The organism is Sandarakinorhabdus sp. (assembly GCF_987265915.1).
The window spans coordinates 1,482,691-1,503,762 of sequence record NZ_OZ503948.1; the positions used below are offsets into that span (position 1 = coordinate 1,482,691).

22 protein-coding genes are annotated in these 21,072 nt (G+C 65.5%); 15 read left to right on the top strand and 7 right to left on the bottom strand.

Annotated elements, in window-relative coordinates:
- The 5 genes from AC6UUM_RS07215 to AC6UUM_RS07235 form a co-directional block, all read right to left on the bottom strand.
- Nucleotides 1–768: a hypothetical protein gene (locus AC6UUM_RS07215; RefSeq protein WP_500804649.1), complete on the bottom strand. Its 768-nt coding sequence runs from the start codon at nt 766–768 to the stop codon at nt 1–3.
- A gap of 17 nt (nt 769–785) precedes the next feature.
- Entirely contained in the window at nt 786–1,337 is a 552-nt protein-coding gene (locus AC6UUM_RS07220; protein WP_500804650.1) for a hypothetical protein, read from the bottom strand.
- Between the two features lie 146 nt (nt 1,338–1,483).
- Entirely contained in the window at nt 1,484–1,816 is a 333-nt protein-coding gene (locus AC6UUM_RS07225; protein WP_500804651.1) for a 2Fe-2S iron-sulfur cluster-binding protein, read from the bottom strand.
- Nucleotides 1,817–1,863: 47 nt separating this feature from the next.
- A complete protein-coding gene (locus tag AC6UUM_RS07230; protein ID WP_500804652.1) occupies nt 1,864–2,988 on the bottom strand; it encodes a cysteine desulfurase family protein in 1,125 nt (374 codons plus the stop codon).
- A complete protein-coding gene (locus AC6UUM_RS07235) occupies nt 2,985–4,064 on the bottom strand; it encodes a cysteine desulfurase family protein (protein WP_500804653.1) in 1,080 nt (359 codons plus the stop codon). Before AC6UUM_RS07235 ends, AC6UUM_RS07230 begins: the two co-directional genes overlap by 4 nt.
- Nucleotides 4,065–4,130: 66 nt before the next feature.
- Here AC6UUM_RS07235 and AC6UUM_RS07240 point away from each other — a divergent pair, with 66 nt between their 5' ends.
- Nucleotides 4,131–4,778, top strand: a complete 648-nt coding sequence (locus tag AC6UUM_RS07240) for an alpha/beta hydrolase (RefSeq protein ID WP_353200431.1) — start codon at nt 4,131–4,133, stop codon at nt 4,776–4,778.
- 105 nt (nt 4,779–4,883) lie between these two features.
- On the opposite strand, the gene AC6UUM_RS07245 is transcribed toward AC6UUM_RS07240, so the two are convergent.
- Nucleotides 4,884–5,969: an anhydro-N-acetylmuramic acid kinase gene (locus AC6UUM_RS07245; protein WP_500804654.1), complete on the bottom strand. Its 1,086-nt coding sequence runs from the start codon at nt 5,967–5,969 to the stop codon at nt 4,884–4,886.
- Nucleotides 5,970–6,025: 56 nt separating this feature from the next.
- On the opposite strand from AC6UUM_RS07245, the gene AC6UUM_RS07250 reads away from it, so the two are divergent.
- The 4 genes from AC6UUM_RS07250 to AC6UUM_RS07265 all read left to right on the top strand — a co-directional run bounded on the left by AC6UUM_RS07250 (nt 6,026) and on the right by AC6UUM_RS07265 (nt 8,852).
- A complete protein-coding gene (locus tag AC6UUM_RS07250) occupies nt 6,026–7,279 on the top strand; it encodes a serine hydrolase domain-containing protein (RefSeq protein WP_500804655.1) in 1,254 nt (417 codons plus the stop codon).
- A 67-nt stretch (nt 7,280–7,346) separates the two neighbouring features.
- Nucleotides 7,347–7,736 carry a VOC family protein gene (locus AC6UUM_RS07255; protein ID WP_500804656.1) on the top strand — a complete coding sequence of 130 codons (390 nt, stop codon included), beginning with the start codon at nt 7,347–7,349 and terminating at the stop codon, nt 7,734–7,736.
- Nucleotides 7,709–8,344, top strand: coding sequence for a squalene/phytoene synthase family protein (locus tag AC6UUM_RS07260; protein WP_500804657.1), 636 nt, complete (start codon nt 7,709–7,711; stop codon nt 8,342–8,344). Before AC6UUM_RS07255 ends, AC6UUM_RS07260 begins: the two co-directional genes overlap by 28 nt.
- A gap of 46 nt (nt 8,345–8,390) precedes the next feature.
- Nucleotides 8,391–8,852 carry an EF-hand domain-containing protein gene (locus tag AC6UUM_RS07265; protein ID WP_500804658.1) on the top strand — a complete coding sequence of 154 codons (462 nt, stop codon included), beginning with the start codon at nt 8,391–8,393 and terminating at the stop codon, nt 8,850–8,852.
- A 1-nt stretch (nt 8,853) separates the two neighbouring features.
- Here the strand turns inward: AC6UUM_RS07265 and trmFO are convergent, their stop codons facing one another.
- Nucleotides 8,854–10,188: a methylenetetrahydrofolate--tRNA-(uracil(54)-C(5))-methyltransferase (FADH(2)-oxidizing) TrmFO gene (gene trmFO, locus AC6UUM_RS07270; protein ID WP_500804659.1), complete on the bottom strand. Its 1,335-nt coding sequence runs from the start codon at nt 10,186–10,188 to the stop codon at nt 8,854–8,856.
- 277 nt (nt 10,189–10,465) lie between these two features.
- Between trmFO and nuoG the strand changes: the two genes are divergently transcribed.
- The 10 genes from nuoG to AC6UUM_RS07320 are packed head-to-tail and all read left to right on the top strand — an operon-like array spanning nt 10,466 to nt 21,058.
- Complete coding sequence (nuoG, locus tag AC6UUM_RS07275) at nt 10,466–12,478, top strand: NADH-quinone oxidoreductase subunit NuoG (RefSeq protein WP_500804660.1); 2,013 nt, start codon at nt 10,466–10,468, stop codon at nt 12,476–12,478.
- Nucleotides 12,475–13,548 carry an NADH-quinone oxidoreductase subunit NuoH gene (gene nuoH, locus AC6UUM_RS07280; RefSeq protein ID WP_500804661.1) on the top strand — a complete coding sequence of 358 codons (1,074 nt, stop codon included), beginning with the start codon at nt 12,475–12,477 and terminating at the stop codon, nt 13,546–13,548. Before nuoG ends, nuoH begins: the two co-directional genes overlap by 4 nt.
- Complete coding sequence (locus tag AC6UUM_RS07285) at nt 13,545–13,742, top strand: hypothetical protein (RefSeq protein ID WP_500804662.1); 198 nt, start codon at nt 13,545–13,547, stop codon at nt 13,740–13,742. The genes nuoH and AC6UUM_RS07285 overlap by 4 nt, the downstream gene beginning before the upstream one ends.
- Nucleotides 13,739–14,227 carry an NADH-quinone oxidoreductase subunit NuoI gene (nuoI, locus tag AC6UUM_RS07290; protein ID WP_500804663.1) on the top strand — a complete coding sequence of 163 codons (489 nt, stop codon included), beginning with the start codon at nt 13,739–13,741 and terminating at the stop codon, nt 14,225–14,227. Before AC6UUM_RS07285 ends, nuoI begins: the two co-directional genes overlap by 4 nt.
- A gap of 1 nt (nt 14,228) precedes the next feature.
- Nucleotides 14,229–14,840: an NADH-quinone oxidoreductase subunit J gene (locus AC6UUM_RS07295; protein WP_500804664.1), complete on the top strand. Its 612-nt coding sequence runs from the start codon at nt 14,229–14,231 to the stop codon at nt 14,838–14,840.
- An 11-nt stretch (nt 14,841–14,851) separates the two neighbouring features.
- Nucleotides 14,852–15,154 carry an NADH-quinone oxidoreductase subunit NuoK gene (gene nuoK / locus AC6UUM_RS07300; protein WP_500804927.1) on the top strand — a complete coding sequence of 101 codons (303 nt, stop codon included), beginning with the start codon at nt 14,852–14,854 and terminating at the stop codon, nt 15,152–15,154.
- A 3-nt stretch (nt 15,155–15,157) separates the two neighbouring features.
- Nucleotides 15,158–17,173, top strand: a complete 2,016-nt coding sequence (gene nuoL, locus AC6UUM_RS07305; RefSeq protein WP_500804665.1) for an NADH-quinone oxidoreductase subunit L — start codon at nt 15,158–15,160, stop codon at nt 17,171–17,173.
- Nucleotides 17,170–18,726: an NADH-quinone oxidoreductase subunit M gene (locus AC6UUM_RS07310; RefSeq protein WP_500804666.1), complete on the top strand. Its 1,557-nt coding sequence runs from the start codon at nt 17,170–17,172 to the stop codon at nt 18,724–18,726. The genes nuoL and AC6UUM_RS07310 overlap by 4 nt, the downstream gene beginning before the upstream one ends.
- Nucleotides 18,726–20,213, top strand: coding sequence for an NADH-quinone oxidoreductase subunit NuoN (gene nuoN, locus AC6UUM_RS07315; RefSeq protein WP_500804667.1), 1,488 nt, complete (start codon nt 18,726–18,728; stop codon nt 20,211–20,213). The genes AC6UUM_RS07310 and nuoN overlap by 1 nt, the downstream gene beginning before the upstream one ends.
- Complete coding sequence (locus AC6UUM_RS07320) at nt 20,213–21,058, top strand: biotin--[acetyl-CoA-carboxylase] ligase (RefSeq protein WP_500804668.1); 846 nt, start codon at nt 20,213–20,215, stop codon at nt 21,056–21,058. Before nuoN ends, AC6UUM_RS07320 begins: the two co-directional genes overlap by 1 nt.
- The last annotated feature ends 14 nt before the right edge of the window (nt 21,059–21,072 follow it).

Here is a 21,072-nt window from a genome sequence, read left to right on the forward strand (position 1 = left end):
TCAATCCTGCGGAACAGCGATTACCGTGGTGCCTGTATTAGGCATCGCTTGCCGCGGCGCGGCGACCTGGCCTTCCGCGGCAATTTTCGCCTTTTCCTCCGGCGTCAGGGCCGGCAGGCGCGGCAGGTCGGGCAGATCATAGGCCGTCATCATCTGGCCAGAGCAGCTGTAGCTGGCGCCGCCTTTCAGTTCGCCCGGCTTGAACGCCGCCTGCAGTGTTGGCTGGCCGGCCAGCGCCGCCTTCGCCTCGTCGGGATGCCACTTCAACGGCATGCCGGAATAATAGCCGCCGGCCGCCGTCTTTGCGCCGATATAGGGCGTGACGTCACCGAAATAGACCACTTCGCCGGCGTTCACGTGCAAGGTGATGCTGTTGAAGCAGAAGCTATTCATCACCATGCCGCCAGGGCCTGGGGCCGCGCCGTAGAGCACATAGTCGCCGGCCGATACCAGCATCAGCCGATATTCCAGGGCCGCCTTGCGATCTTTGGATGAAACCTGGATCCAGTAGGTGTTGGTGTCGCCGTTCTTCTTGGCATCCTTGGGCCGGGCAATCATGTCGTGCCGGGCCGGATCATAACGGGCAAAGGCGATGGTGCCGGATTTGCCCGCGCTCCAGCCGTCGGGGCGGCGGAACGCGACCAGCAGCGCGCCCTGGCCGGGTGCCATGGTAACCGGCGTTTCCAGCGGAGTCGGCTTGGTGACGGACAATTGCGCGAACGCCGGTGTGGCGAGCAGCGCGACGAGGACGAAGGGCGACAGGCGCATCGGGAAGGGCCTCGTGTTCAGGGTTTCGGCGGCGGCGCACTGGCGAGCGCGGGTGCAACGGCGAAATCATTGTTCCAGCGCGTCACCGATTTGCCTTCAGGATTTTCCGATCCCAGCATGCGGTTGAACCAGGCTTCCCGATCGGAATCGGCCATGGTCAGGAACAGTTTTTCCTGCGCGTCCGTGACTTCCACCAGATTCCAGCCGCGATACATCAGGCAGGAACGGCGGTTGGCGCGGCGCGTCTCGCCCTCGACGATGGCGTTGCCGATCAGCGCACCCAACAGGCCGCCACCAGCCGCCGCAACCGGCGAGATGACCGCCGGGTTGTAGACAACGACCACCGATCCGCCAGGCGTGACGCTGCCGCGCGCGATCAGGCGGCATTCCTGCCAGTCCCGATCATAATCGGCACGTGTAGCACCAGGCTTGTTGTAATATCGACTGTCTTTCAGATCGCGAGCGCTGTCCTTGGCGATCTCTTCCGGCGTGTCAGCGCTGAGCGGAACCGGCGTGTTGCTGCCAGGCGCGGTGGCGGGCGGCGCCGCAGCCTGAAGCAGCAACGCCATCAGCAGCAAGCCCATGTTCTGATCCCCCCCGGGTCGACGTGTCTATTGTTGACGCTTTGCCAAGCTGTCGTGCACCTGTCCACTGCGGCGCGGAGATTTTGTCGGGCGCCAGGCCGGGAGCGACGCGGCTCAGTCGGCCGGACGTTTCAGCGGCTGTTGTCCACCACGCCGCGCGGCATTTTCACGTCCAGGCTGGTGATGTCGGCGGTCAGTTTGATCTGGCAGGCGAGGCGGCTCTGGCGGTTGGCGCCGGCGGCGAAATCCAGCATGTCTTCTTCTTCGTCGGATGGCGGCGGCAGCTTGGCAACGTCGCCGCCAATCAGATGCACATGGCAGGTCGAACAGGCCATGGCGCCTTCGCAGGTGCCTTCCAACGGCTGGCCGTGCGCCTGTGCGATATCGAGCAAGCGGTCGCCTTCATTGGCCTGCACCATGGTTTCATGGCTGTCATCTGCGGAGATGAAACGAATGCGGATCATGGGGTCCAGGCTGATGCTGAGGGCTGAAGGGCGAATCTGTCCTGTCTCTATTCCGCAAGATTGCGCTGCACTGCAACATTGATTTGCGCCGCGGCGGCGTCAATCTCGGCACTGGTGGTGAAGCGGCCAAAACCGAGGCGCAGGCTCGCCTTGGCCTGCCCGTCGGACAGGCCCAGCGCAGTCAGCACATGGCTGGGCCGGCCGGTCACGGCGGCGCAAGCCGATCCCGACGAGAGGGCGAGGCCCGGCAGTTGCGACAGCAGCGGCACCGCCACGCCGGGGAAGCTGAGATTGAGATTGCCCGGCCAGCGCTGTGTGCGGCTGCCGTTGATCTGCACCTGAGCGGTGAGGCCAGCGAGTAGCCGATCGCGCAGCATCGCGGCATGGGCATGATCGTCGGCCATGCGCGCCTGCGCGATACGCGCCGCCGCGCCCAGCCCGGTGATCAGCGCAGTGGGCAGCGTGCCGGATCGGCCATCCTCCTGGCCACCGCCGTGCAGCAGCGGCGTCAGTATGGTGAACGGCCGGCGATACAGCGCGCCGACGCCTTTGGGGCCATAAATCTTGTGGGCGGTGAGGCTCATCAAATCGATGCCCATGCCCTCGACATCAATGGGAATCTTGCCAAAGCCCTGCGCCGCATCGACATGGAAGACTGCGCCGACGCCATGGGCCAGCGCCGAAATGGCGGCGAGATCCTGCACCACGCCGATTTCGTTGTTTACCGCCATCACGCTGACCAGCGCGACATCCTCGCCCAGCGCGCGGGCGAGATCGCCGTGATCGACCAGGCCGTCGGCGCGCACCGGCACGATGGTCAGCTGCGCGCCGATGCCGGCGAGATACTGGGCGGTTTCCAGCACGCTGCTATGCTCGGTCGCTAGCGTGACGATACGGCGGCGCGACTGGCCCGGCGCAGTGAGCAGGCCCTTGATCGCCCAATTGTTGCTTTCGGTGGCGCCGCTGGTGAAGGCGATGGTGTCGGGCGCGGCATTGATCAACGCCGCGACCGCATCACGCGCCAGTTCCACCGCAGCTTTCGCCTGATAGCCCCACAGATGCGCGCTGTGCGGATTGCCGTATCCTGCCACGCCCCATGGTTCCATGGCCGCCGCCACCGCCGGATCGAGCGGGGTGGTCGCGCCATAATCGAGATAGAGGGGCAGGCTCATGCCCCCGTCTTTCGGCCGAGCCGGGCGGCCATGGCAAGCCAGGCGGCGGTGAATGCGGCAATGTCGCCATCGCTGGTGGCAGGCGACAGGCTGACGCGGATGGCTTCGCCGGCAAGACCGCCCAGCCCCATGGCGGCGAGCACATGGCTGGATTTGACCTTGCCCGACGAGCAAGCCGCACCGGCCGAGACCATGATGCCATCAAGATCGAGCATCATCACCTGCGTTGCAGCGGCCACGCCGGGCAGGCCGATGTTGCTGATATGCGGCAGGCGCGGGGCAGTATTGCCGTGGAGGCGCGCGCCGGCAGCGACAAGCGTGGCCTCCATCGCGTCGCGCCTGGACTCCACCGCCGCCCAGTCGTGCGCCTCACCCACCGCCGCGCCAAAGCCGGCGATGCCGGGCAGATTGTGGGTGCCGCCGCGAAAGCCGCGCTCCTGACCGCCGCCGCGCTGGATGGCATGCAGCCTATCGGGATGCTTGACGATCAGCGCGCCGACGCCGGGCGGCCCGCCCAGTTTGTGGGCCGACAGCGCGATGAAATCGGCCGCAGGCAGCGCGATCTTGCCGGCGCTCTGCACGCAATCGGCCAGCAGCAGCCCCCCGGCGGCCTGCACCAGCGCCGCGACCTCGGCCAGCGGCTGGAGGACGCCGGTTTCATTGTTGCCGGCCTGTACTGCCACCAGCGCCGGGCCGGCGCGAAGGGCCACTTCCAGTGCAGAAAGATCGATCAGGCCGTCATGGCCGACCGGCAGGATTTGCGTTTCATCACGTGCGCCAAGCACCGCGCTGTGTTCGGTGGCGCTGGCGAGCACGCGGGCAACACCGCGCGCACCGTGCAGCGCCAGCGCCAGCGCTTCGGTGCCGCCGCTGGTAAAGATGATCTGTTCGGGCGCCGCGCCGGCAAAGCGCGCCACGGCATCGCGCGCGGCTTCCAGGCAGGCGTTGGCGGCGCGGCCGCCGGCGTGGACGCTGGAGGGATTGCCGACGATCTCCAGCGCCGCGGCCATGGCGGCGCGCGCGGCGGCGCCAACCGGCGTGGTGGCGGCGTGATCGAGGTAAATGCGGCTTTTCATTGCATGCGGGCCTTTGCGACCCATATAGGGTGCTTGTTCTATTTTGTGCGAATTTAAGGGACCGATATGCCCGAAGTGATCCTCACCGGCCCCGAAGGCCGCCTGGAAGGCCGTTACCAGCCCGGCACGGCGCCGCGTGCGCCGGTGGCCATATTGTTGCAGCCGCACCCAGCGCAGGGCACGATGAACCATCCGATCGTGCTGGCCCTGTATCAAAGCTTCGTGCGGCGCGGCTTTGCGACGCTGCGCTTCAATTTCCGCGGCGTCGGGCGCAGCCAAGGCACGTTCGACAATGGCATCGGCGAACTTTCGGATGCCGCCAGCGCGCTCGATTGGTTGCAGCAGTTCAACCCGGAAGCCCACACCACCTGGGTGGGCGGCTTTTCGTTCGGGGCGTGGATCGGCATGCAATTGCTGATGCGCCGGCCAGAGATCAAGGGCTTCATCTCGATCGCGCCGCCGGCCAACATGTATGATTTCACCTTCCTGGCGCCCTGCCCATCGAGCGGCATCATCGTCGATGGCGAAGTCGATGAAGTGGTGCCGACCGCGGCGGTGCAGAAGCTGGTCGACAAGCTGAAAACCCAGCGCCACATCACCATCGATCACGAGACCATCCCGGGCGCCAACCATTATTTCCAGAACGAAATGGTGGAGTTGATGGCGGCGGTGGACGCGTATCTGGATATGCGCTTGGCGAACAACGGGCGGTAGGAAAACGCCCACCCCCAGCCTCTCCCGCAAGCGGGAGGGGAGCCGTTTGTGCACGGAGGCTCTGCTCCCCTCCCGCTTGCGGGAGGGGCTGGGGGTGGGAAACGCCTAAGCCAACCGCCCGCCCACCATCGGCACCGGCACGCCAGTCGTCTCCGGCCAGCTGAGCGGTTTACCGTCGAGCACTCGCACCGCCAGCCAGGCGAAAGCTTCGGCCTCCAGCGCGTCGCCGTTCCAGCCGACGCTCTCCACCGGATCGGTCGGTACGCCGCAGCGGGCGGCGATCTCGGCCATCAGCACCGGATTGAGCCGCCCGCCGCCGGTGACCAGCAGTCGGCCGATCGGCGGCACATGGCCCAGCGCCAGCCGCACGGTTTCGGCGGTGAACGCCGTCAGGGTCGCGGCGCCATCTTCGGCGGACAGGCCACGGCAGGCGCCGATATCCCACGCGTTGCGGTCCAGCGATTTGGGCGGCGGCGCATCGAACCAGCTATTGTCGGCCAGGGTTTGCAGCACATTGTCGTGCACCGCGCCGCTGGCCGCCACCGCGCCGTCTTCGTCATAATTGCGGCCGGTATGGGTGCGCACCCAATCGTCGATCAACGCATTGCCGGGGCCAGTGTCGAAACTGCCCCAGCGGCCCTCTTCGGCAAACCACGTCAGATTGCCGACGCCGCCAAGGTTCAGCACGCCCAGCGGCCGGCCCAGTGCTTCGGAGCGTGCGCGGTGATAGCCCGGTGCCAGCGGCGCACCCTGGCCGCCGGCCGCCACATCGGCGCTGCGAAAATCGAAGGCGACCGGAATGCGCGTCGCGATCTTCAGCGTGGCGCCGTCGCCGATCTGCCAGGTCCATTTGCGATCCGGCCGGTGTGCCACGGTCTGGCCGTGAAAGCCGATCACCGCCACATCATCACGCCGCGTATGGGTGGCAGCGAGCAGGCGGTGCACGGCCATGGCGTGCAGGCCGGTCGATTCCTGCTCGACCGCATCGATCAAGGCATCGCGGCACGGCGCATGCAGTTCCAGCGCGCGGGCGGTGGCAGCGCGCAGCCGGTGGCGGAAATCCGGTTCATAGGGAAAGAACATGAAGGCGATGGGGATCACGCTCCCCTCACCATCGGTTTCGATCAGCGCGGCATCAATGCCGTCCATGGAGGTGCCGGACATCAGGCCGATGGCAAGTCTTGTCGTCATGCGGGCCAGACTAGCGCGCTCTGGCGCGGCTGGCCATGCCGGCTTATGACCTGTGCATGCGCCTGATCCTCGCTCTCGCCCTGCTGTTGGCCAGTCCGGCCTGCGCCAATCCCCCCAAAACTCCGCTGGTCGATCTGGTCGCGGGCCGCGATGCGCGCTCACCGCAGCTTTCGGGCGTGGTGGCCGTGGTGGCCAGCAAGGACAAGATCATCCGCGCCGAAGCGCATGGCATGGCCGATATCGCCAGTGGCCGGCCCTTGACGCCAGACAGCGTTATCCGCGTCGCGTCGATCTCGAAACTGGTGGTGGCCATCGCGGTGTGGCGGCTGGTGGAGCAGGGCAAGCTCGATCTCGATGCCGATGTTTCGGCCATGTTGGGCTGGCCGCTGCGCCATCCGGCCCATCCCGAAACGCCGGTCACCCTGCGCCAATTGCTCAGCCATACCAGCGGGATCGTCGATGGGCCGGGCTACAGCTTCCCGCTGGAGGACCGCTTGGCTGATCGGCTGACGGCCGAGCATTGGGGGCCAGTCGGGCCGGGCGGGCGCTTCCACTATGCCAATCTCAATTACGGCCTCATCGCATCGGTGATGGAGGCCGCGACCGGCGAACGTTTCGACCGGTTGATGACGCGGCTGGTGCTGGCACCGCTCAAGATCGATGCCGGCTACAACTGGCAGGGCGCATCGGATGCTGCGGTGGCGCGCGCCGCCGTGCTGTATCGTAAGGGCCGTGATGAAACGTCGTGGGACATTGCCGGGCCGTGGGTGCCGCAGGTTGATGACCTCCACGGCCAGCGCGCCGCCTGCCCTGTCAGCAGCCGAGCGGGCTGTGATCTGGCCGGCTATCGTTTGGGCAGCAATGGCACGATGTTCTCGCCGCAAGGCGGCCTGCGCATCAGCCTCACCGATCTGGCGCGCATCGGGCAATTGCTGTTGCGCGGCGGGGAGGTTGGCGGCGTGCGCTTGCTCAAACCCGCGACGGTGAAGGCCATGCATGCGCCGGTCTGGCAGGCTGGCGGGCCAGTGCCGGGCGATGATTATGAAGGCCAGATGCTGTGCTACGCCGCCGGGCCGCAATGCCTGTCGGGCCGCGCCGGCGCCAGCGACCAGCCGGTGGTGGGCGCGAAATGGTGGGGTCATTTGGGCGAAGCCTATGGCCTGCTCGCCGGCCTGTGGGTGGACGAAGCGAACGGCCGGGTGCTGGCCTATGCGCTCACCGGCAGCGCCGACGATCCGTTCAAGGCGCCCAAGCTGAAATCGGCCTTTTCGGCGCCGGAGGACATCATCATGGCCGAACTGGCGCAATGACCGGCAAGATAATGGCGGTTGGCGCCAGTCTGTGGCAGGGAGCAGCGGTCACTCAGGAGGACGTTCGATGATCGGTTACGCACTTTTCGGCAGCAACGATCTGCCGCGCAGCTTTGCCTTTTACGATGCGGTGTTTGCCAGCATCGGCATCAAGCGGCTGATGGAATTTCCCACCGGCGCGGTGGTGTGGGGCAGCGGCTGGACGGCGCCGATGCTCGGCACCGGCCCGGCCTATGATGGCCAGCCCGCCACCGCCGGCAATGGCACCATGATCGCCATCGTGCTCGACAGCCGCGCCAAGGTCGATGCTTTCCATGCCGCCGCGATGGCCGCTGGCGGCGCCGATGAAGGCGCGCCGGGCGTGCGTGGCGATGAAGGCCCGCAGGCCTTTTATGGCGCCTATTTCCGCGATCCGGATGGCAACAAATTGTGCGCCTATCGGGTGGGGCCAGCCTGACCGACCTGGAGATCATCACCGCCGAGCTTCAGGCTCGCGACCGGGATCGCTGGCTGGCGTGCCTCTATGCGCCCGTCAGCGCCCGCCCCGGCCTGTTTGCGCTGTTCGCGCTTGATTGCGAATTGGCGCAACTGGTAGCGAGCACCACCGAACCGATGCTGGGAGAAATCCGCCTGGCCTGGTGGCGGGAGCGGTTGCAGGAACTCGATGCCGGCAAGGCCCCAGCGCAGCCCTTGCTGGTGGCTCTGCGCGACCATGTGTTTCCGGCGATCAGCGGCGCGGACCTTGCCGGGCTGGAGGATCGCTGGCTGGCGCTGATCGGCAGCGATGCGGTGCCGCCCGCGCATGTCGAGGGCGGCGGGCATCTGTTCGCGCTGGCGGCAAGGCTGCTGGGTGGTGATGGCGCCCAAGCGCAGTTGCTGGGCCGGGCCTGGGTGCTGGGTGAACCTTGGCAGCAGCGCGTGTCCCCGTCGCTGCGGCCGCTGGCCGGGCTGGTGGCGCTGTCGGCCCGCGACGCGGCGCGCGCCCGCGCCGGCAGCCCCCGCGAAGCCCGCGGCAGCCTGCCCCGGCAATGGCGCTTGCTGAAGGCGGTTGCGCTGGGGCGTTGAGGCAGATTATCGAATAGCCACAGGGTCGGTAGCTGAAGGGGGCGTGATGCGCCGCATCCTGGGGTTTGCTGTTGCGCTGTTGGGCCTGCTGGGCGCCGGCCTGATCCTGTGGCGCGCGCCGCCGGTGACGGCACCGGCCGCGGCCTTGGCCGTGCCGGCCGCCGATGCCAGCGGCACGCCGGCCGGTGATGCGCTACCACTGGAGGCGCCCGATGCCCCTGAAGCCGCTGCGAATCGCGAAGCGAAACGCCTGGCACGCTATGACAAGGATGCCGACGGCAATGTCAGCCGCGCCGAATATCTGGTCAACCGCCGCAAAGCCTATGACAAGGCCGATCGCAACAACGATGGCCGTCTGGATTTCGAAGAATTCGCCGCTGCCACCGCGAAGAAATTCGCCGTCGCCGATCGCAACACCGATGGCCGGCTGACCCCCAAGGAGTTCGCGGCAACCGCGGTGAAGCGCAAGGCCAAGCCCGCCTGTGTGTGCCAGGTAGCAGAGGAGTGAGTTACGCCACCGCCAGCCACCGCGCCAGATCGGCACGTGCCCGCGCCACCAGGGCGGGTTTGCGCTGGTCTTTGGATGCGGGCGGCGGCACCAGCGGCGGGAACAGGCCGAAATTGACGTTCATGGGCTGGAAGGTCGCCGCCGCTGCGCCGCCGGTGATGTGGTGGAGCAGGGCGCCCAGCGCCGTGGTGGCTGGCGGCGGTACGGGCAGGCGGCCCTGGGCATCGGCGATGGCAAAGCGCGCGGCCATCAGGCCGACGGCGGCGCTTTCGACATAGCCTTCGCACCCGGTGATCTGCCCGGCAAAACGAAGCGCCGGCCGCGCCTTCAGCCGCAGTGTGGCATCCAGCAGCACCGGCGACTTGATGAAAGTGTTGCGGTGCAGGCCGCCCAGCCGGGCGAATTCGGCGCGTTCCAGCCCCGGGATCATGCGCAGCACCCGCACCTGTTCGGCATGTTTCATCTTGGTCTGGAACCCGACCATGTTCCACAGGCTGCCCGATGCGTTGTCCTGCCGCAGTTGCACGACGGCCCAGGCGCGGCGGCCGGTGGCCGGGTTGGTCAGGCCCACCGGCTTCATCGGGCCGAATCGCGGCGTGTTGCGGCCGCGTTCGGCCATCACCTCGATCGGCATGCAGCCGTCGAAATAGGGCACCTTCTCCCAATCCTTGAACACGGTCTTTTCCGCAGCGAGCAGCGCATCGATGAAGCTGTTGTACTGCTCCTTGTCCATCGGGCAGTTGAGATAATCCTTGGTGTCGCCATGCTCGTTGGGGCGATCCCAGCGCGATTGCGCCCACACGATATCCATGTCGATCGAATCGCGGTGGATCACCGGCGCGATGGCATCGAAGAAGGCGAGGCTGTCTTCCCCGGTCAGGTCGCGGATGGCCTCGGCCAACGGCGTCGCGGTCAGCGGCCCGGTGGCGATGATGACATTGTCCCAGTCTGCGGGCGGCAGGCCAGCGACGAGTTCGCGCACGATGCTGATGTTGGGGTGGGCGGCCAGCGCGGCGGTCACACCGTCAGAAAATACATCGCGATCAACGGCCAGGGCCGATCCGGCCGGCACCCGCGCGCGATCCGCCTCGCGCATGATCAGGCTGTGCATCGCGCGCATTTCGGCATGGATCAGGCCAACGGCATTGTTGTCTGGATCGTCGCTGCGAAAACTGTTGGAACAGACGAGTTCGGCAAGGCCGTCGGTCTTGTGCGCATCCGTGCCCTGCACACCGCGCATTTCGTGCAGCACCACAGGCACGCCGGCCTCAGCAATTTGCCAGGCGGCTTCCGAACCGGCGAGGCCGCCGCCAATGATGTGAACAGGCTTTGTCATATCAGCGCTATAGGGTTGATCGGCAAAGCTTCCAACTGGGGTTCCAACCGGGGCCGTCGCCTTGCCGCACTGCGGGAAGACTCTATCAGGCCCCGCATATTTGTCTGGTCGCGACCAAAAGCCGCCGTTTGGCCTTCCCACGGCTGGTGACGCTCGCTATACCCGCCGCGGTTGGCGGACCGGTCTGGTTTTGCCGTTGTGGAAGTCAGCTTTATGCACGTGCGGCCCGCGCTCGGCCGAGCCAGTTGCCCGCACATGCGGCAGGATTGATCGAGCCATGCCCAGGTTGACCGTCGATGGGATCGAGGTGGAAGTGCCCACGGGCGCCACCGTGCTGCAGGCGTGCGAGATCGCCGGCGCCGAAATCCCGCGATTCTGTTATCATGAACGCCTGTCGATCGCCGGCAATTGCCGCATGTGCCTGGTCGAGATGGAAAAGGCCCCCAAGCCGGTGGCGAGCTGCGCCATGCCGGCCGCCGATGGCCAGGTGATCCACACGAAGTCCGAAAAGGTGAAGCGCGCCCGTGAAGGCGTGATGGAATTCCTGCTGATCAACCACCCGCTCGATTGCCCGATCTGTGATCAGGGCGGCGAGTGCGATTTGCAGGATCAGGCGCTGGCCTATGGCCGCGGCCAGAATCGTTATGACGAGAACAAGCGGGCGGTGACCGACAAATATATGGGTCCGCTGATCAAGACGGTGATGACCCGTTGCATCCACTGCACCCGTTGCGTGCGTTTTGCCGAGGAAGTTGCCGGCGTCGAGGAGATCGGTGCCATCGGCCGTGGTGAATCGATGCAGATCACGTCGTATCTGGAAAAGGCCGTCACGTCCGAAGTGTCGGGCAATGTCATCGATCTGTGCCCTGTGGGCGCGCTCACCTCCAAGCCCTATGCCTTTCAGGCGCGGCCGTGGGAGCTGAAGAAGACCGATTCGATCGACGTGATGGATGCCATCGGCAGCAACATCGTCGTCGGCAGTCGCGGCGCAGCGGTGCTGCGGGTGACGCCGCGCAGCAATGATGACGTCAACGAGGAATGGCTGGCCGACAAGAGCCGCTTTGCCGTGGATGGCCTGTCGGAGCGCAGGCTCGATACGCCGTGGCTGCGGGTTGATGGCAAATTGCGCAAGGCGACGTGGGCCGAAGCCTTTGCGGCGATTGCCGCTGGCCTGCAGGGCTTGAGCGGTGACCAGATTGCCGGCGTGGTCGGCGATCTGAACGCTGTCGAGGAAATGGCGGCGTTCAAGGATCTGCTTGGCCGCCTTGGTTCGACCCGGATCGAATGCCGGCAGGATGGCGCGCTGTTCGACACGTCCGAACCTGCGGGTTGGCTGCTGGGCAGCGGCCTGTCGGGCATCGAGGCAGCGGATGCGATTTTGCTGATCGGCACCAATCCGCGCCACGAGGCGGCACTGCTCAATGTGCGGTTGCGCAAGGCGGTGAAGAAGGGCGGCGCCAAGGCGTTCGCGATCGGGCCAGAGGTCGATCTGTCGTTCCCGGTGACGCAATTGGGCGATGATGCGGCGCTGCTCGGCGATCTGCCGGCAGCGGTGGTGGAGGCGTTTGCCAAGGCGGAGCGGCCGGCGATCCTCATCGGCATGGGCGCGCTGACCGTGCCCGGCCTCTATGTGGCGGCGCGTGCGGCTGCGACCCGACTGGGCGTGGTGAAGCCGGGCTGGAACGGGTTCAATCTGGTGCACACGGCGGCAGCGCGGGCGGGCGGCCTGCGGCTGGGGCTGGCCAGCGAGGGTGGGGTGAAGGCCCTGCTCGGCGATGGCAGCGTCAAGGTGTTGTTCCTGCTGGGGGCAGACGAGGCGCCAGTGCAACCCGGTGCCTTCACCATCTATATCGGTACGCATGGCGACAAGGGCGTGCGCCATGCCGACGTGATCCTGCCGGCGGCGGCTTACACCGAAAAGCCCGGCACTTATGTCAATCTGGAAGGCCGCGTGCAGCGGGCGCTGAAGGCGACGCAGCCGCCCGGCGAAGCGCGCGAGGATTGGACGATCTTCCGCGCGCTGTCCTCGGTGCTTGGCGTGAAATTGCCCTATGATGATCTGGCGCAACTGCGGGCGCGGATTGCCGCCGAATGGCCCGATCTGGCCCGCGATGGCCTGATCGACCGGGCCAGCGTGCTGGGTGAGGTGGCGACGACCGCAATCGCTGGACCGGTGCCGCACATCTACAGCAATTATCACCTGACCAACCCGGTGGCCCGCGCCAGTGGCACCATGGCAGCGTGTGTGTCGTCCTTGCTGGCGCCGGATATGGTGGAGGCGGCCGAGTGACTTACACCGGCTGGTTCATCGCGCAGTTCGGCGAAGGCTTCGGCTGGTTCCTCGCCAACCTGACGCTGATCCTCGCCATCGCCTTTCCGGTGATGGTCGGCGTGGCGCTGGCGGTTTATGCCGATCGCAAAATCTGGGCGGCGATGCAGATGCGGCGCGGGCCCAACGTCGTCGGGCCGTTCGGCATCCTGCAGACGTTTGCCGACGCGGCGAAATTGTTCCTGAAGGAAACCATCATCCCCAGCGGCGCCTCGACGGCGGTGTTCCTGCTGGCGCCGATGATCAGCTTCACGCTGGCGCTGGTGGTGTGGGCGGTGATGCCGTTCGATGCCGGGCTGGTGCTGGCCGATCTGAATGTCGGGCTGCTCTATGTATTCGCGGTCAGCTCGATGGGCGTCTACGGCATCATCATGTCGGGCTGGGCGTCCAACAGCAAATATGCGTTTCTGGGCGGGCTGCGCTCGGCGGCGCAGATGGTCAGCTATGAAGTGTCGATGGGCTTCATCCTGGTTTCCATCATGATGTACGCGCAAAGCCTGAACCTGTCGGACATCGTGCTGGCGCAGAAGGGCAATGTGCTGGGGCTGCTCAACGGCAATATCTTCAATCCGTTGCTGTTCCCGATGGGCATCATGTTCTTCATCACGGCGCTGGCCGAAACCAACCGGCCGCCGTTCGATCTCCCCGAAGCCGAAGCCGAACTGGTGGCGGGCTATCAGGTCGAATATTCGTCCATGTCGTTCGCGCTCTTCTTCCTCGGCGAATACGCCAACATTCTCTTCATGTGCGCGCTGATCCCGACGCTGTTCCTCGGCGGTTGGCTGCCACCGCTCGATCTGCCGTTCCTCTATGTGATCCCCGGCTTTGTCTGGTTCCTCGTCAAGATGGCGCTGATGTTCTTCATCTTCGCCTGGGTGAAGGCCAGCGTACCGCGCTATCGCTATGACCAGCTGATGCGGCTGGGCTGGAAAATATTCCTGCCGCTGTCGCTGTTCTGGGTGGTGGTGGTCAGCGGCTGGCTGATGTTCACCGGGCATTTCGATGCCGTGCCGGGCAGCGTGACGCTGTGACGGCGGTGCGCCCGGTCTTGACCCGCTTTGCCGGCATGCTGGCGCTGTCGGTTGTTGTGTGGCTGGCGGCCCGGTTGGTTTATGCGGCTGTTGCCGATGTGGCGTTTGCCGATGCGCTGCCGGCCACATCCTTGAGTGTCATGGTGGTGGTGCTGATGTGTTTCCTGAACGCCTTGCCCCGGAAACAAGCATGACCGCGCTGCTCCGCTCCGCCAAGTCACTGCTGCTGCTGGAGTTTGTCTCCGGCATGTGGCTGACCTTGCGCTATTTCTTCCGGCCCAAGGTGACTTTGAACTATCCGTTCGAAAAAGGCCCGGTGTCCCCGCGCTTCCGCGGCGAACATGCGTTGCGCCGCTATCCCAACGGCGAGGAACGCTGCATCGCCTGCAAATTGTGCGAAGCCGTCTGCCCGGCGCAGGCCATCACCATCGAAGCCGAACCGCGCGAAGACGGCAGCCGCCGCACCACGCGCTATGACATCGACATGACCAAGTGCATCTATTGCGGCCTGTGCCAGGAAGCCTGCCCGGTCGATGCCATCGTCGAAACGCCGAATTTCGAATTCGCCACCGAAACCCGCGAAGAACTGATCTACGACAAGGGCAAATTGCTGGCCAACGGCGAGAAATGGGAACGCGCCATCGCCAGCAACATCGCCGCCGACCGCGAGTGGCGCTGACATGACCGCCACCTTTGCGTTCTGGCTGTTCGCCATCACCCTGCTCACCGGCGGGCTGATGGTGATAACCTCGAAAAACCCTGTGCACAGCGTGCTGTGGCTGATCGTGTGTTTCTTCAACGCGGCCGGACTGTTTATCCTGCTCGGCGCTGAGTTCCTCGCGATGCTGCTGGTGATCGTCTATGTCGGCGCCGTCGCGGTGCTGTTCCTGTTCGTCGTGATGATGCTCGATATCGATTTTCGGGCGCTGCGGCGCGGCACTTTGCAGAATTTGCCGCTCGGCCTGTTCGTCGCCGGGGTGATCCTGGTCGAAACCTTGCTGGTCGCCAGCGGCTGGCAGGCCGGGCAGGGGGTGATCATCCACGAGGCGCTGGCCGGCCCGCCACCGGGCATGAGCAACACCCAGTGGATCGGCAGCCAGCTCTACACGCGCTATGTGTTCGTGTTCTCGATGTCCGGCCTGATCCTGCTCGCCGCGATGATCGGCGCCATCGTGCTGACTCATCGCCGCCGCGTTGGCACCAGGAAACAGGATATCGCCGTGCAGGTTGCGCGCACGTCCGGCACCGTGCAGGGCGCGCGGCCCGGCTTGGGCGAAGGGGTGAAATTGTGATCGGAAGCAGTATCACTCTGGGCCATTATCTCGCCGTGTCGGCGGCGCTGTTCGTGCTGGGCGTGTTCGGGATTTTCCTCAACCGCCGCAACATCATCATCATCCTGATGTCGCTCGAATTGATTCTGCTCAGCGTCAACATCAACCTCGTCGCCTTCTCGGCCTTCCTGCACCAGGTGCACGGCCAGATTTTCGCGATGTTCGTGCTGACCGTCGCGGCCGGTGAAGCCGCCATTGGCCTTGCCATATTGGTCATCTATTTCCGCAATCGCGGCACCGTGGCGGTGGATCAAGCCGATCTGATGAAGGGCTGAGCGATGATTCAGCTCCTCGTCTTCCTGCCCTTGCTCACCGCGCTTGTCGCCGGGCTGGGCGGGCGTGCCATCGGCCACACGGTGGCAAAGGCCATCACCACCGGCGGGCTGTTCGTCTCGGCCGCGTTGGCCTGGGTTATTTTCACCGGCTTCTGGCTGGACGGCGCCGCCGGCTACACCGTGCCGGTGCTCGACTGGATCGACAGCGGCGCCCTGCACGTCACCTGGGCGCTGAAGGTCGATACGCTCACCGCTGTCATGCTGGTCGTCGTCACCAGCGTCTCGGCGCTCGTTCACCTCTACAGCTGGGGCTATATGGAGGAGGACCCGTCGCAGAGCCGGTTCTTCGCCTATCTGTCGCTATTCACCTTCGCCATGCTGATGCTGGTGACCGCGGACAATCTGGTGCAGATGTTCTTCGGCTGGGAAGGCGTCGGCCTCGCCTCCTATCTGCTCATCGGCTTCTGGTACACCAAGCCGTCGGCCAACGCCGCGGCGATCAAGGCGTTCGTGGTCAACCGTGTCGGGGATTTCGGCTTTTCACTCGGGATTTTCGGCACCTTCCTGGTGTTCGGCACCGTCTCCATCGATGCCATTCTCGCCGCCGTGCCACAGCACAGCGGGCAGACGTTCAGCTTCCTGGGGTCCCAGGTGGATGTGATGACCTGCCTGTGCCTGCTGCTGTTCGTGGGAGCCATGGGCAAATCCGCGCAATTGGGCCTGCACACCTGGCTGCCCGACGCGATGGAAGGGCCGACGCCGGTGTCGGCGCTGATCCACGCCGCCACCATGGTGACCGCCGGCGTGTTCATGGTCTGCCGCCTGTCGCCGATGTTCGAAGCCAGCGAAACCGCGCTGATGGTGGTGACGATCGTGGGCGCCAGCACATCGCTGTTCGCGGCCAGCGTCGGCATGGTGCAGAATGATATCAAGCGGGTGATCGCCTATTCCACCTGTTCGCAGCTCGGCTACATGTTCTTCGCCGCCGGCAGCGGTGCCTATGGCGCGGCGATGTTCCACCTGTTCACGCATGCCTTCTTCAAGGCCTTGCTGTTCCTGGGCGCTGGCAGCGTGATCCACGCCATGCACCATGAGCAGGACATGCGGTTCTATGGTGGGCTCAGGAAGCATATCCCGATCACCTTCGCGATGATGACCATCGGCACGCTGGCCCTTACCGGCTTCTTCTTCACCGCCGGCTATTATTCCAAGGATGCCATCCTGGAGGCGGCCTTTGCCAGCCGTACCGTGCATGGCGGCTATGCCTTTGCGATCGGCGCGGTGGTGGCGGCGCTGACCAGTTTCTATTCGTGGCGGCTGGTGTTCCTCACCTTCTTCGGCAAGCCGCGCTGGGCGGGCAGCGAGCATATCCAACATGCCGCGCATGGTCATGGCCATGATGCGCATCACGGCGATCACCATGCGGACCACCACCACGCCAAGGATGACGGCACCGCCGGCTATCACCCGCACGAAAGCCCGATCTCCATGTTGATCCCGCTGTTCGTGCTGGGCGCCGGCGCGCTGCTGGCTGGCTGGGTCTGGCATGAACAGTTCGTTGGCGCCGAAGAGGGCGCCGGCTTCTGGCGCGGCAGCCTGGCGTTCGACACGCACCTGATGCACGCGATGCACGAGGTGCCGGCCTGGGTGGTGTGGACGCCATCTGTGGCGTTCTTTGTCGGGCTGCTCTCGGCCTATTATTATTATATCCGCCATCCCGAGCTGCCAGCCTGGTGGTCGCGCGAATTGGCCGGCCTGTACCAGTTCCTGGTGCACAAATGGTATTTCGATGAACTGTACAATGCCATCTTCGTGCAGCCGGCGCAGTGGCTTGGGCGGCAGTTCTGGCATCGCGGGGATCAGCAGACCATCGATCGCTTCGGCCCGGATGGCGCCGCCGAACTCGTCACCGTGGGCGCCGGCCTCGCCCGGCGGTTCCAGTCGGGCTATGTCTATTCTTATGCGCTGGTGATGCTGGTCGGCCTGGCCGCCGCGGCTGCCTGGATGATGGGCCAATGACGCCTGTGCTTTCGATCATGATCCTGCTGCCGGTGGTGGCGGCGCTGGTGGTGGCGACGCTGCCCGGCGACGAGGCGGAACGCGCCAGCCGCGCCCGCGTTGTTGCGCTGGCCACAACGCTGATCGAGTTCGCCGCCGGCGTCTGGCTGTGGACGCAGTTCGATCAGACCACGGCAGCCTTCCAGTTCACCGAAGACCTGCCGCTGTTCGCGCCCTATCTGAACTGGTCGCTGGGGCTGGATGGCATCGCGCTGATGCTGATCGAGCTCAGCGTCTTCCTGATGCCGCTGTGCATCCTCGCCAGTTGGGTGAGTGTGAAGAAACGCGTGCCGGAATATATGGCGGCCTTCCTGTTCATGGAGGCGCTGATGATCGGCACCTTCGCGGCGCGCGATATCTTCCTCTTCTATCTGTTCTTCGAAGGCGGCCTGATCCCGATGTTCCTGATCATCGGCATCTGGGGCGGTGCGCGGCGCATCTATGCCTCCTACAAATTCTTCCTCTACACGCTGCTGGGCTCGGTGCTGATGCTGGTGGCGATGCTGTGGATGGTCGGCCAGGCCGGCACCACCGACATCGCCGAACTCAGCCGCCAGAATTTCCCCAAGGATGCGCAATTCTGGCTGTTCCTCGCCTTCTTCGCCAGTTTCGCCGTGAAGATGCCGATGTGGCCGGTGCACACCTGGCTGCCCGATGCCCACGTGGAGGCGCCGACCGCCGGTTCGGTGATCCTGGCCGGCGTGCTGTTGAAACTGGGCGGCTATGGCTTCATCCGGTTCAGCCTGCCGATGTTCCCCGATGCCAGCGCGCAACTGATCTGGCTGGTGTTCGGCCTGTCGATGGTCGCGGTGGTCTACACCTCGCTGGTCGCGCTGGTGCAGCAGGACATGAAGAAGCTGATCGCCTATTCGTCGGTCGCCCACATGGCGTTCGTCACCGGCGGGCTGTTCGCGCTCAATACGCAAGGCATCGAAGGCGCGATGGTGATGATGCTCAGCCATGGCCTCGTGTCGGGCGCGCTCTTCCTGTGTGTCGGCGTCATCTATGATCGGCTGCACACCCGCGAGATCGGGCGTTACGGTGGCCTCGCCGATACCATGCCGAAATATGCGCTGGTGCTGCTGTTCTTCACCATGGCCAGCGTCGGCCTGCCGGCGACGTCGGGCTTTGTTGCGGAATTCCTGGTACTGATCGGCCTCTATCAGACGAGCACCTGGGCGACCTTCGTGATGACCACCGGCATCATCCTGGGCGCGGCCTATATGCTGTGGCTCTATGCCCGCGTCGCGTATGGCAAGGCCGCCGGTGAGGACACGCGGGCCATGCCGGACCTGAGCCTGCGCGAAGTTGCCATCCTTGCCCCGATCATCCTCGCGACGCTGTGGATGGGCATTTACCCGAAAAGCTTCCAGGCGCCGATGCGTCCGGCCATCGCGCAGGTCGTCGCCCGGCTTGAAGGGCGCGAACTGGCCACCGTGCCGACCGACATGACGTTGTCGCCTGCGCTGCCAGTGCTCAGCGCACCGGCGCACGCGGCAGAGAGCCACCACTGATGCACCCGATCTTCACCTCCATGGCCATCGCCGGCCCGGAAACCATCCTGACGCTGGGCAGCCTGGCGGCGCTGATGCTTGGCACCTTTGCGAAGAAATCGGAGGCGACGGCCACCACCAGCCTGTTTGCCGTGGCGATCCTGGCGCTGGCTGGGTTCAGCCTGATGGATGTGCCGCCCGGTCCGAATTTGGCGTTCGACGGCCTCTATGTCGCCGATGCGTTTTCCGCCTTTCTGAAGATCATCATCCTCGCCGCCGCTGCGGCCTCGGTGCTGCTGGCGCTGCCATGGCTGGGCAGCAGCGACGGAAGCAGTGGGGACGGGGGCGGCCTTGTCGGCCGTTTCGAATATCCGGTGCTGATGCTGCTCGCCACGCTGGGGCTGACCATCATGGTGTCGGCCAATGATCTGCTCAGCCTCTATGTCGGGCTCGAACTGGCGGCGCTGCCGTCCTATGTGCTGGCGTCGTTCGCGCGCAACGACAGTCGCTCGGCCGAAGCCGGGCTCAAATATTTCGTGCTCGGCGCGCTGGCGTCCGGCATCCTGCTGTACGGCGTCACGCTGATCTATGGCTTCACCGGATCGACGCAGTTCGATCTGATCGCCGGTGTCGTTGGCGGGCAGACCGAACGGTCGTTGGGCCTGATGTTCGGTATCGTGTTCATCCTCGCCGGCCTCGCCTTCAAGGTGTCGGCGGTGCCGTTCCACATGTGGACTCCCGATGTGTACGAAGGCGCGCCGACCCCGGTGGCGGCGTTCTTCTCGGCGGCGCCCAAGGTGGCGGCGCTCGGCCTGATGGTGCGCGTGCTGGTGGTGGCCTTTCCCGGCCAGGCCGCCGCCGATTGGCAGCAGATATTGATCTTCATTTCGATCGCCTCGATGATCCTGGGCGCGGTCGCGGCCGTGGCGCAGACCAACATCAAGCGCCTGCTGGCCTACTCGTCGATTGCCAACATCGGCTTTGCGTTGGTCGGCCTGACGCCGGGCACGCCCGCAGGCGTCACCGCGCTGCTATTCTATGCCGCCGTCTATGTCGCGATGACGCTGGGCAGTTTCCTCGTCGTGCTGCAATTGCGCCGCCCGGATGGCAGCCCGGTGGAGGCCATGGCCGATCTGGCCGGCCTGTCGAAAACCCAGCCCAAGCTGGCGCTGGCCATGGCGGTGTTCATGTTCAGCCTCGCCGGCATTCCGCCCTTGCTGGGTTTCTGGCCGAAATTCGCGGTGTTCCAGGCGGCGATGGCGTCGGGCCTGCTCGGTCTGGCCATCATCGGCTTCATCGCATCGGTGGTGGCGGCCTTCTACTATCTGCGCATCATCAAGATCATGTACGCCGATGAGCCTGGCGTCGCCCTGTCCAGCGAAGGCAGCGCGGTCAATGGCATGATGATTGCTGGCGCGGCGCTGTTCTGCTCGCCGATCGGCATGCTGGCGATCACGCCGCTGGCGGCGGCGGCGGCCAGCGCAGCGGCGGCGCTGTTTCCGGCTTGATGGGGCCGGATTTCACCCACCTGCCTGAGGTCGGCTCCACCAACGACTGGCTGTTGGCCCGCGTCCAGGCCCTGCCGGATGGCCATTGGGTGATTACCGACCGTCAGACCGCCGGCCGCGGGCGGCGCGGGCGGGTGTGGAACGATGGGGCGGGCAATTTCATGGGGTCGGTACTGGTGCACGCCGAAGGAGCGGTGCAGCAGCTGAGCTTCGTCGCGGCGCTGGCGGTGGTGGAAGCCCTCACAGCAATCACCTCTCCCCTCTGGGGAGAGGTCGAGAGACGCGCGCAGCGCGGCCCGGGAGAGGGGTCTGACCAAGGGCTTCCACGCGCGCAACCCCTCTCCCGGCTCGCCTTCGGCGAGTCCGACCTCTCCCGCAAAGGGAGAGGTGACGAAGAGGGGAGAGGTGACCTGTTCACCCTCAAATGGCCGAACGACGTCCTGCTGAACGGCACCAAATGCGCCGGCATCCTGCTCGAACGCCAAGGCAGCGCCTTGGTGATCGGCATCGGCATCAACCTCGCCCACCACCCGGAAGGCACCGAACGCCCCGCCACCAGCCTCGCCGCCGCCGGCCTGCCCGTGCCGCAGCCGCTCGACGTGCTGGAAACGCTCGCCGCCCGCTTCGCGCATTGGCGGCAGATCTGGGCGCGCGATGGCTTTGCACCCATCCGCACCGCCTGGCTGGCGCATGCCGGCGGCCTGGGCCAGCGCATGGTCGCCCGGCTGGGCACGGAAACGCCCGAAGGCCGGTTCGACGGGCTGGCCGAAGATGGCGCGTTGCTGCTGCGGCTGGATGATGGCAGCCTGCGCGCCATTCATGCCGGCGAGGTGTTCGCGATCTGATGGTGGGAGTGAAG

What these genes read in the sequence shown, in the direction of transcription:
- AC6UUM_RS07265 (WP_500804658.1), top strand. Translation starts at nt 8,391, where the DNA reads ATGCGCCGCATCCTGGGGTTTGCTGTTGCGCTGTTGGGCCTGCTGGGC.
- AC6UUM_RS07215 (WP_500804649.1), bottom strand. Translation starts at nt 768, where the DNA reads ATGCGCCTGTCGCCCTTCGTCCTCGTCGCGCTGCTCGCCACACCGGCG.
- AC6UUM_RS07320 (WP_500804668.1), top strand. Translation starts at nt 20,213, where the DNA reads ATGGGGCCGGATTTCACCCACCTGCCTGAGGTCGGCTCCACCAACGAC.
- trmFO (WP_500804659.1), bottom strand. Translation starts at nt 10,188, where the DNA reads ATGACAAAGCCTGTTCACATCATTGGCGGCGGCCTCGCCGGTTCGGAA.
- nuoI (WP_500804663.1), top strand. Translation starts at nt 13,739, where the DNA reads ATGACCGCGCTGCTCCGCTCCGCCAAGTCACTGCTGCTGCTGGAGTTT.
- AC6UUM_RS07245 (WP_500804654.1), bottom strand. Translation starts at nt 5,969, where the DNA reads ATGACGACAAGACTTGCCATCGGCCTGATGTCCGGCACCTCCATGGAC.
- AC6UUM_RS07235 (WP_500804653.1), bottom strand. Translation starts at nt 4,064, where the DNA reads ATGAAAAGCCGCATTTACCTCGATCACGCCGCCACCACGCCGGTTGGC.
- nuoN (WP_500804667.1), top strand. Translation starts at nt 18,726, where the DNA reads ATGCACCCGATCTTCACCTCCATGGCCATCGCCGGCCCGGAAACCATC.
- AC6UUM_RS07310 (WP_500804666.1), top strand. Translation starts at nt 17,170, where the DNA reads ATGACGCCTGTGCTTTCGATCATGATCCTGCTGCCGGTGGTGGCGGCG.
- AC6UUM_RS07250 (WP_500804655.1), top strand. Translation starts at nt 6,026, where the DNA reads ATGCGCCTGATCCTCGCTCTCGCCCTGCTGTTGGCCAGTCCGGCCTGC.
- AC6UUM_RS07230 (WP_500804652.1), bottom strand. Translation starts at nt 2,988, where the DNA reads ATGAGCCTGCCCCTCTATCTCGATTATGGCGCGACCACCCCGCTCGAT.
- nuoL (WP_500804665.1), top strand. Translation starts at nt 15,158, where the DNA reads ATGATTCAGCTCCTCGTCTTCCTGCCCTTGCTCACCGCGCTTGTCGCC.
- nuoG (WP_500804660.1), top strand. Translation starts at nt 10,466, where the DNA reads ATGCCCAGGTTGACCGTCGATGGGATCGAGGTGGAAGTGCCCACGGGC.
- AC6UUM_RS07295 (WP_500804664.1), top strand. Translation starts at nt 14,229, where the DNA reads ATGACCGCCACCTTTGCGTTCTGGCTGTTCGCCATCACCCTGCTCACC.
- AC6UUM_RS07240 (WP_353200431.1), top strand. Translation starts at nt 4,131, where the DNA reads ATGCCCGAAGTGATCCTCACCGGCCCCGAAGGCCGCCTGGAAGGCCGT.
- AC6UUM_RS07255 (WP_500804656.1), top strand. Translation starts at nt 7,347, where the DNA reads ATGATCGGTTACGCACTTTTCGGCAGCAACGATCTGCCGCGCAGCTTT.
- AC6UUM_RS07220 (WP_500804650.1), bottom strand. Translation starts at nt 1,337, where the DNA reads ATGGCGTTGCTGCTTCAGGCTGCGGCGCCGCCCGCCACCGCGCCTGGC.
- AC6UUM_RS07225 (WP_500804651.1), bottom strand. Translation starts at nt 1,816, where the DNA reads ATGATCCGCATTCGTTTCATCTCCGCAGATGACAGCCATGAAACCATG.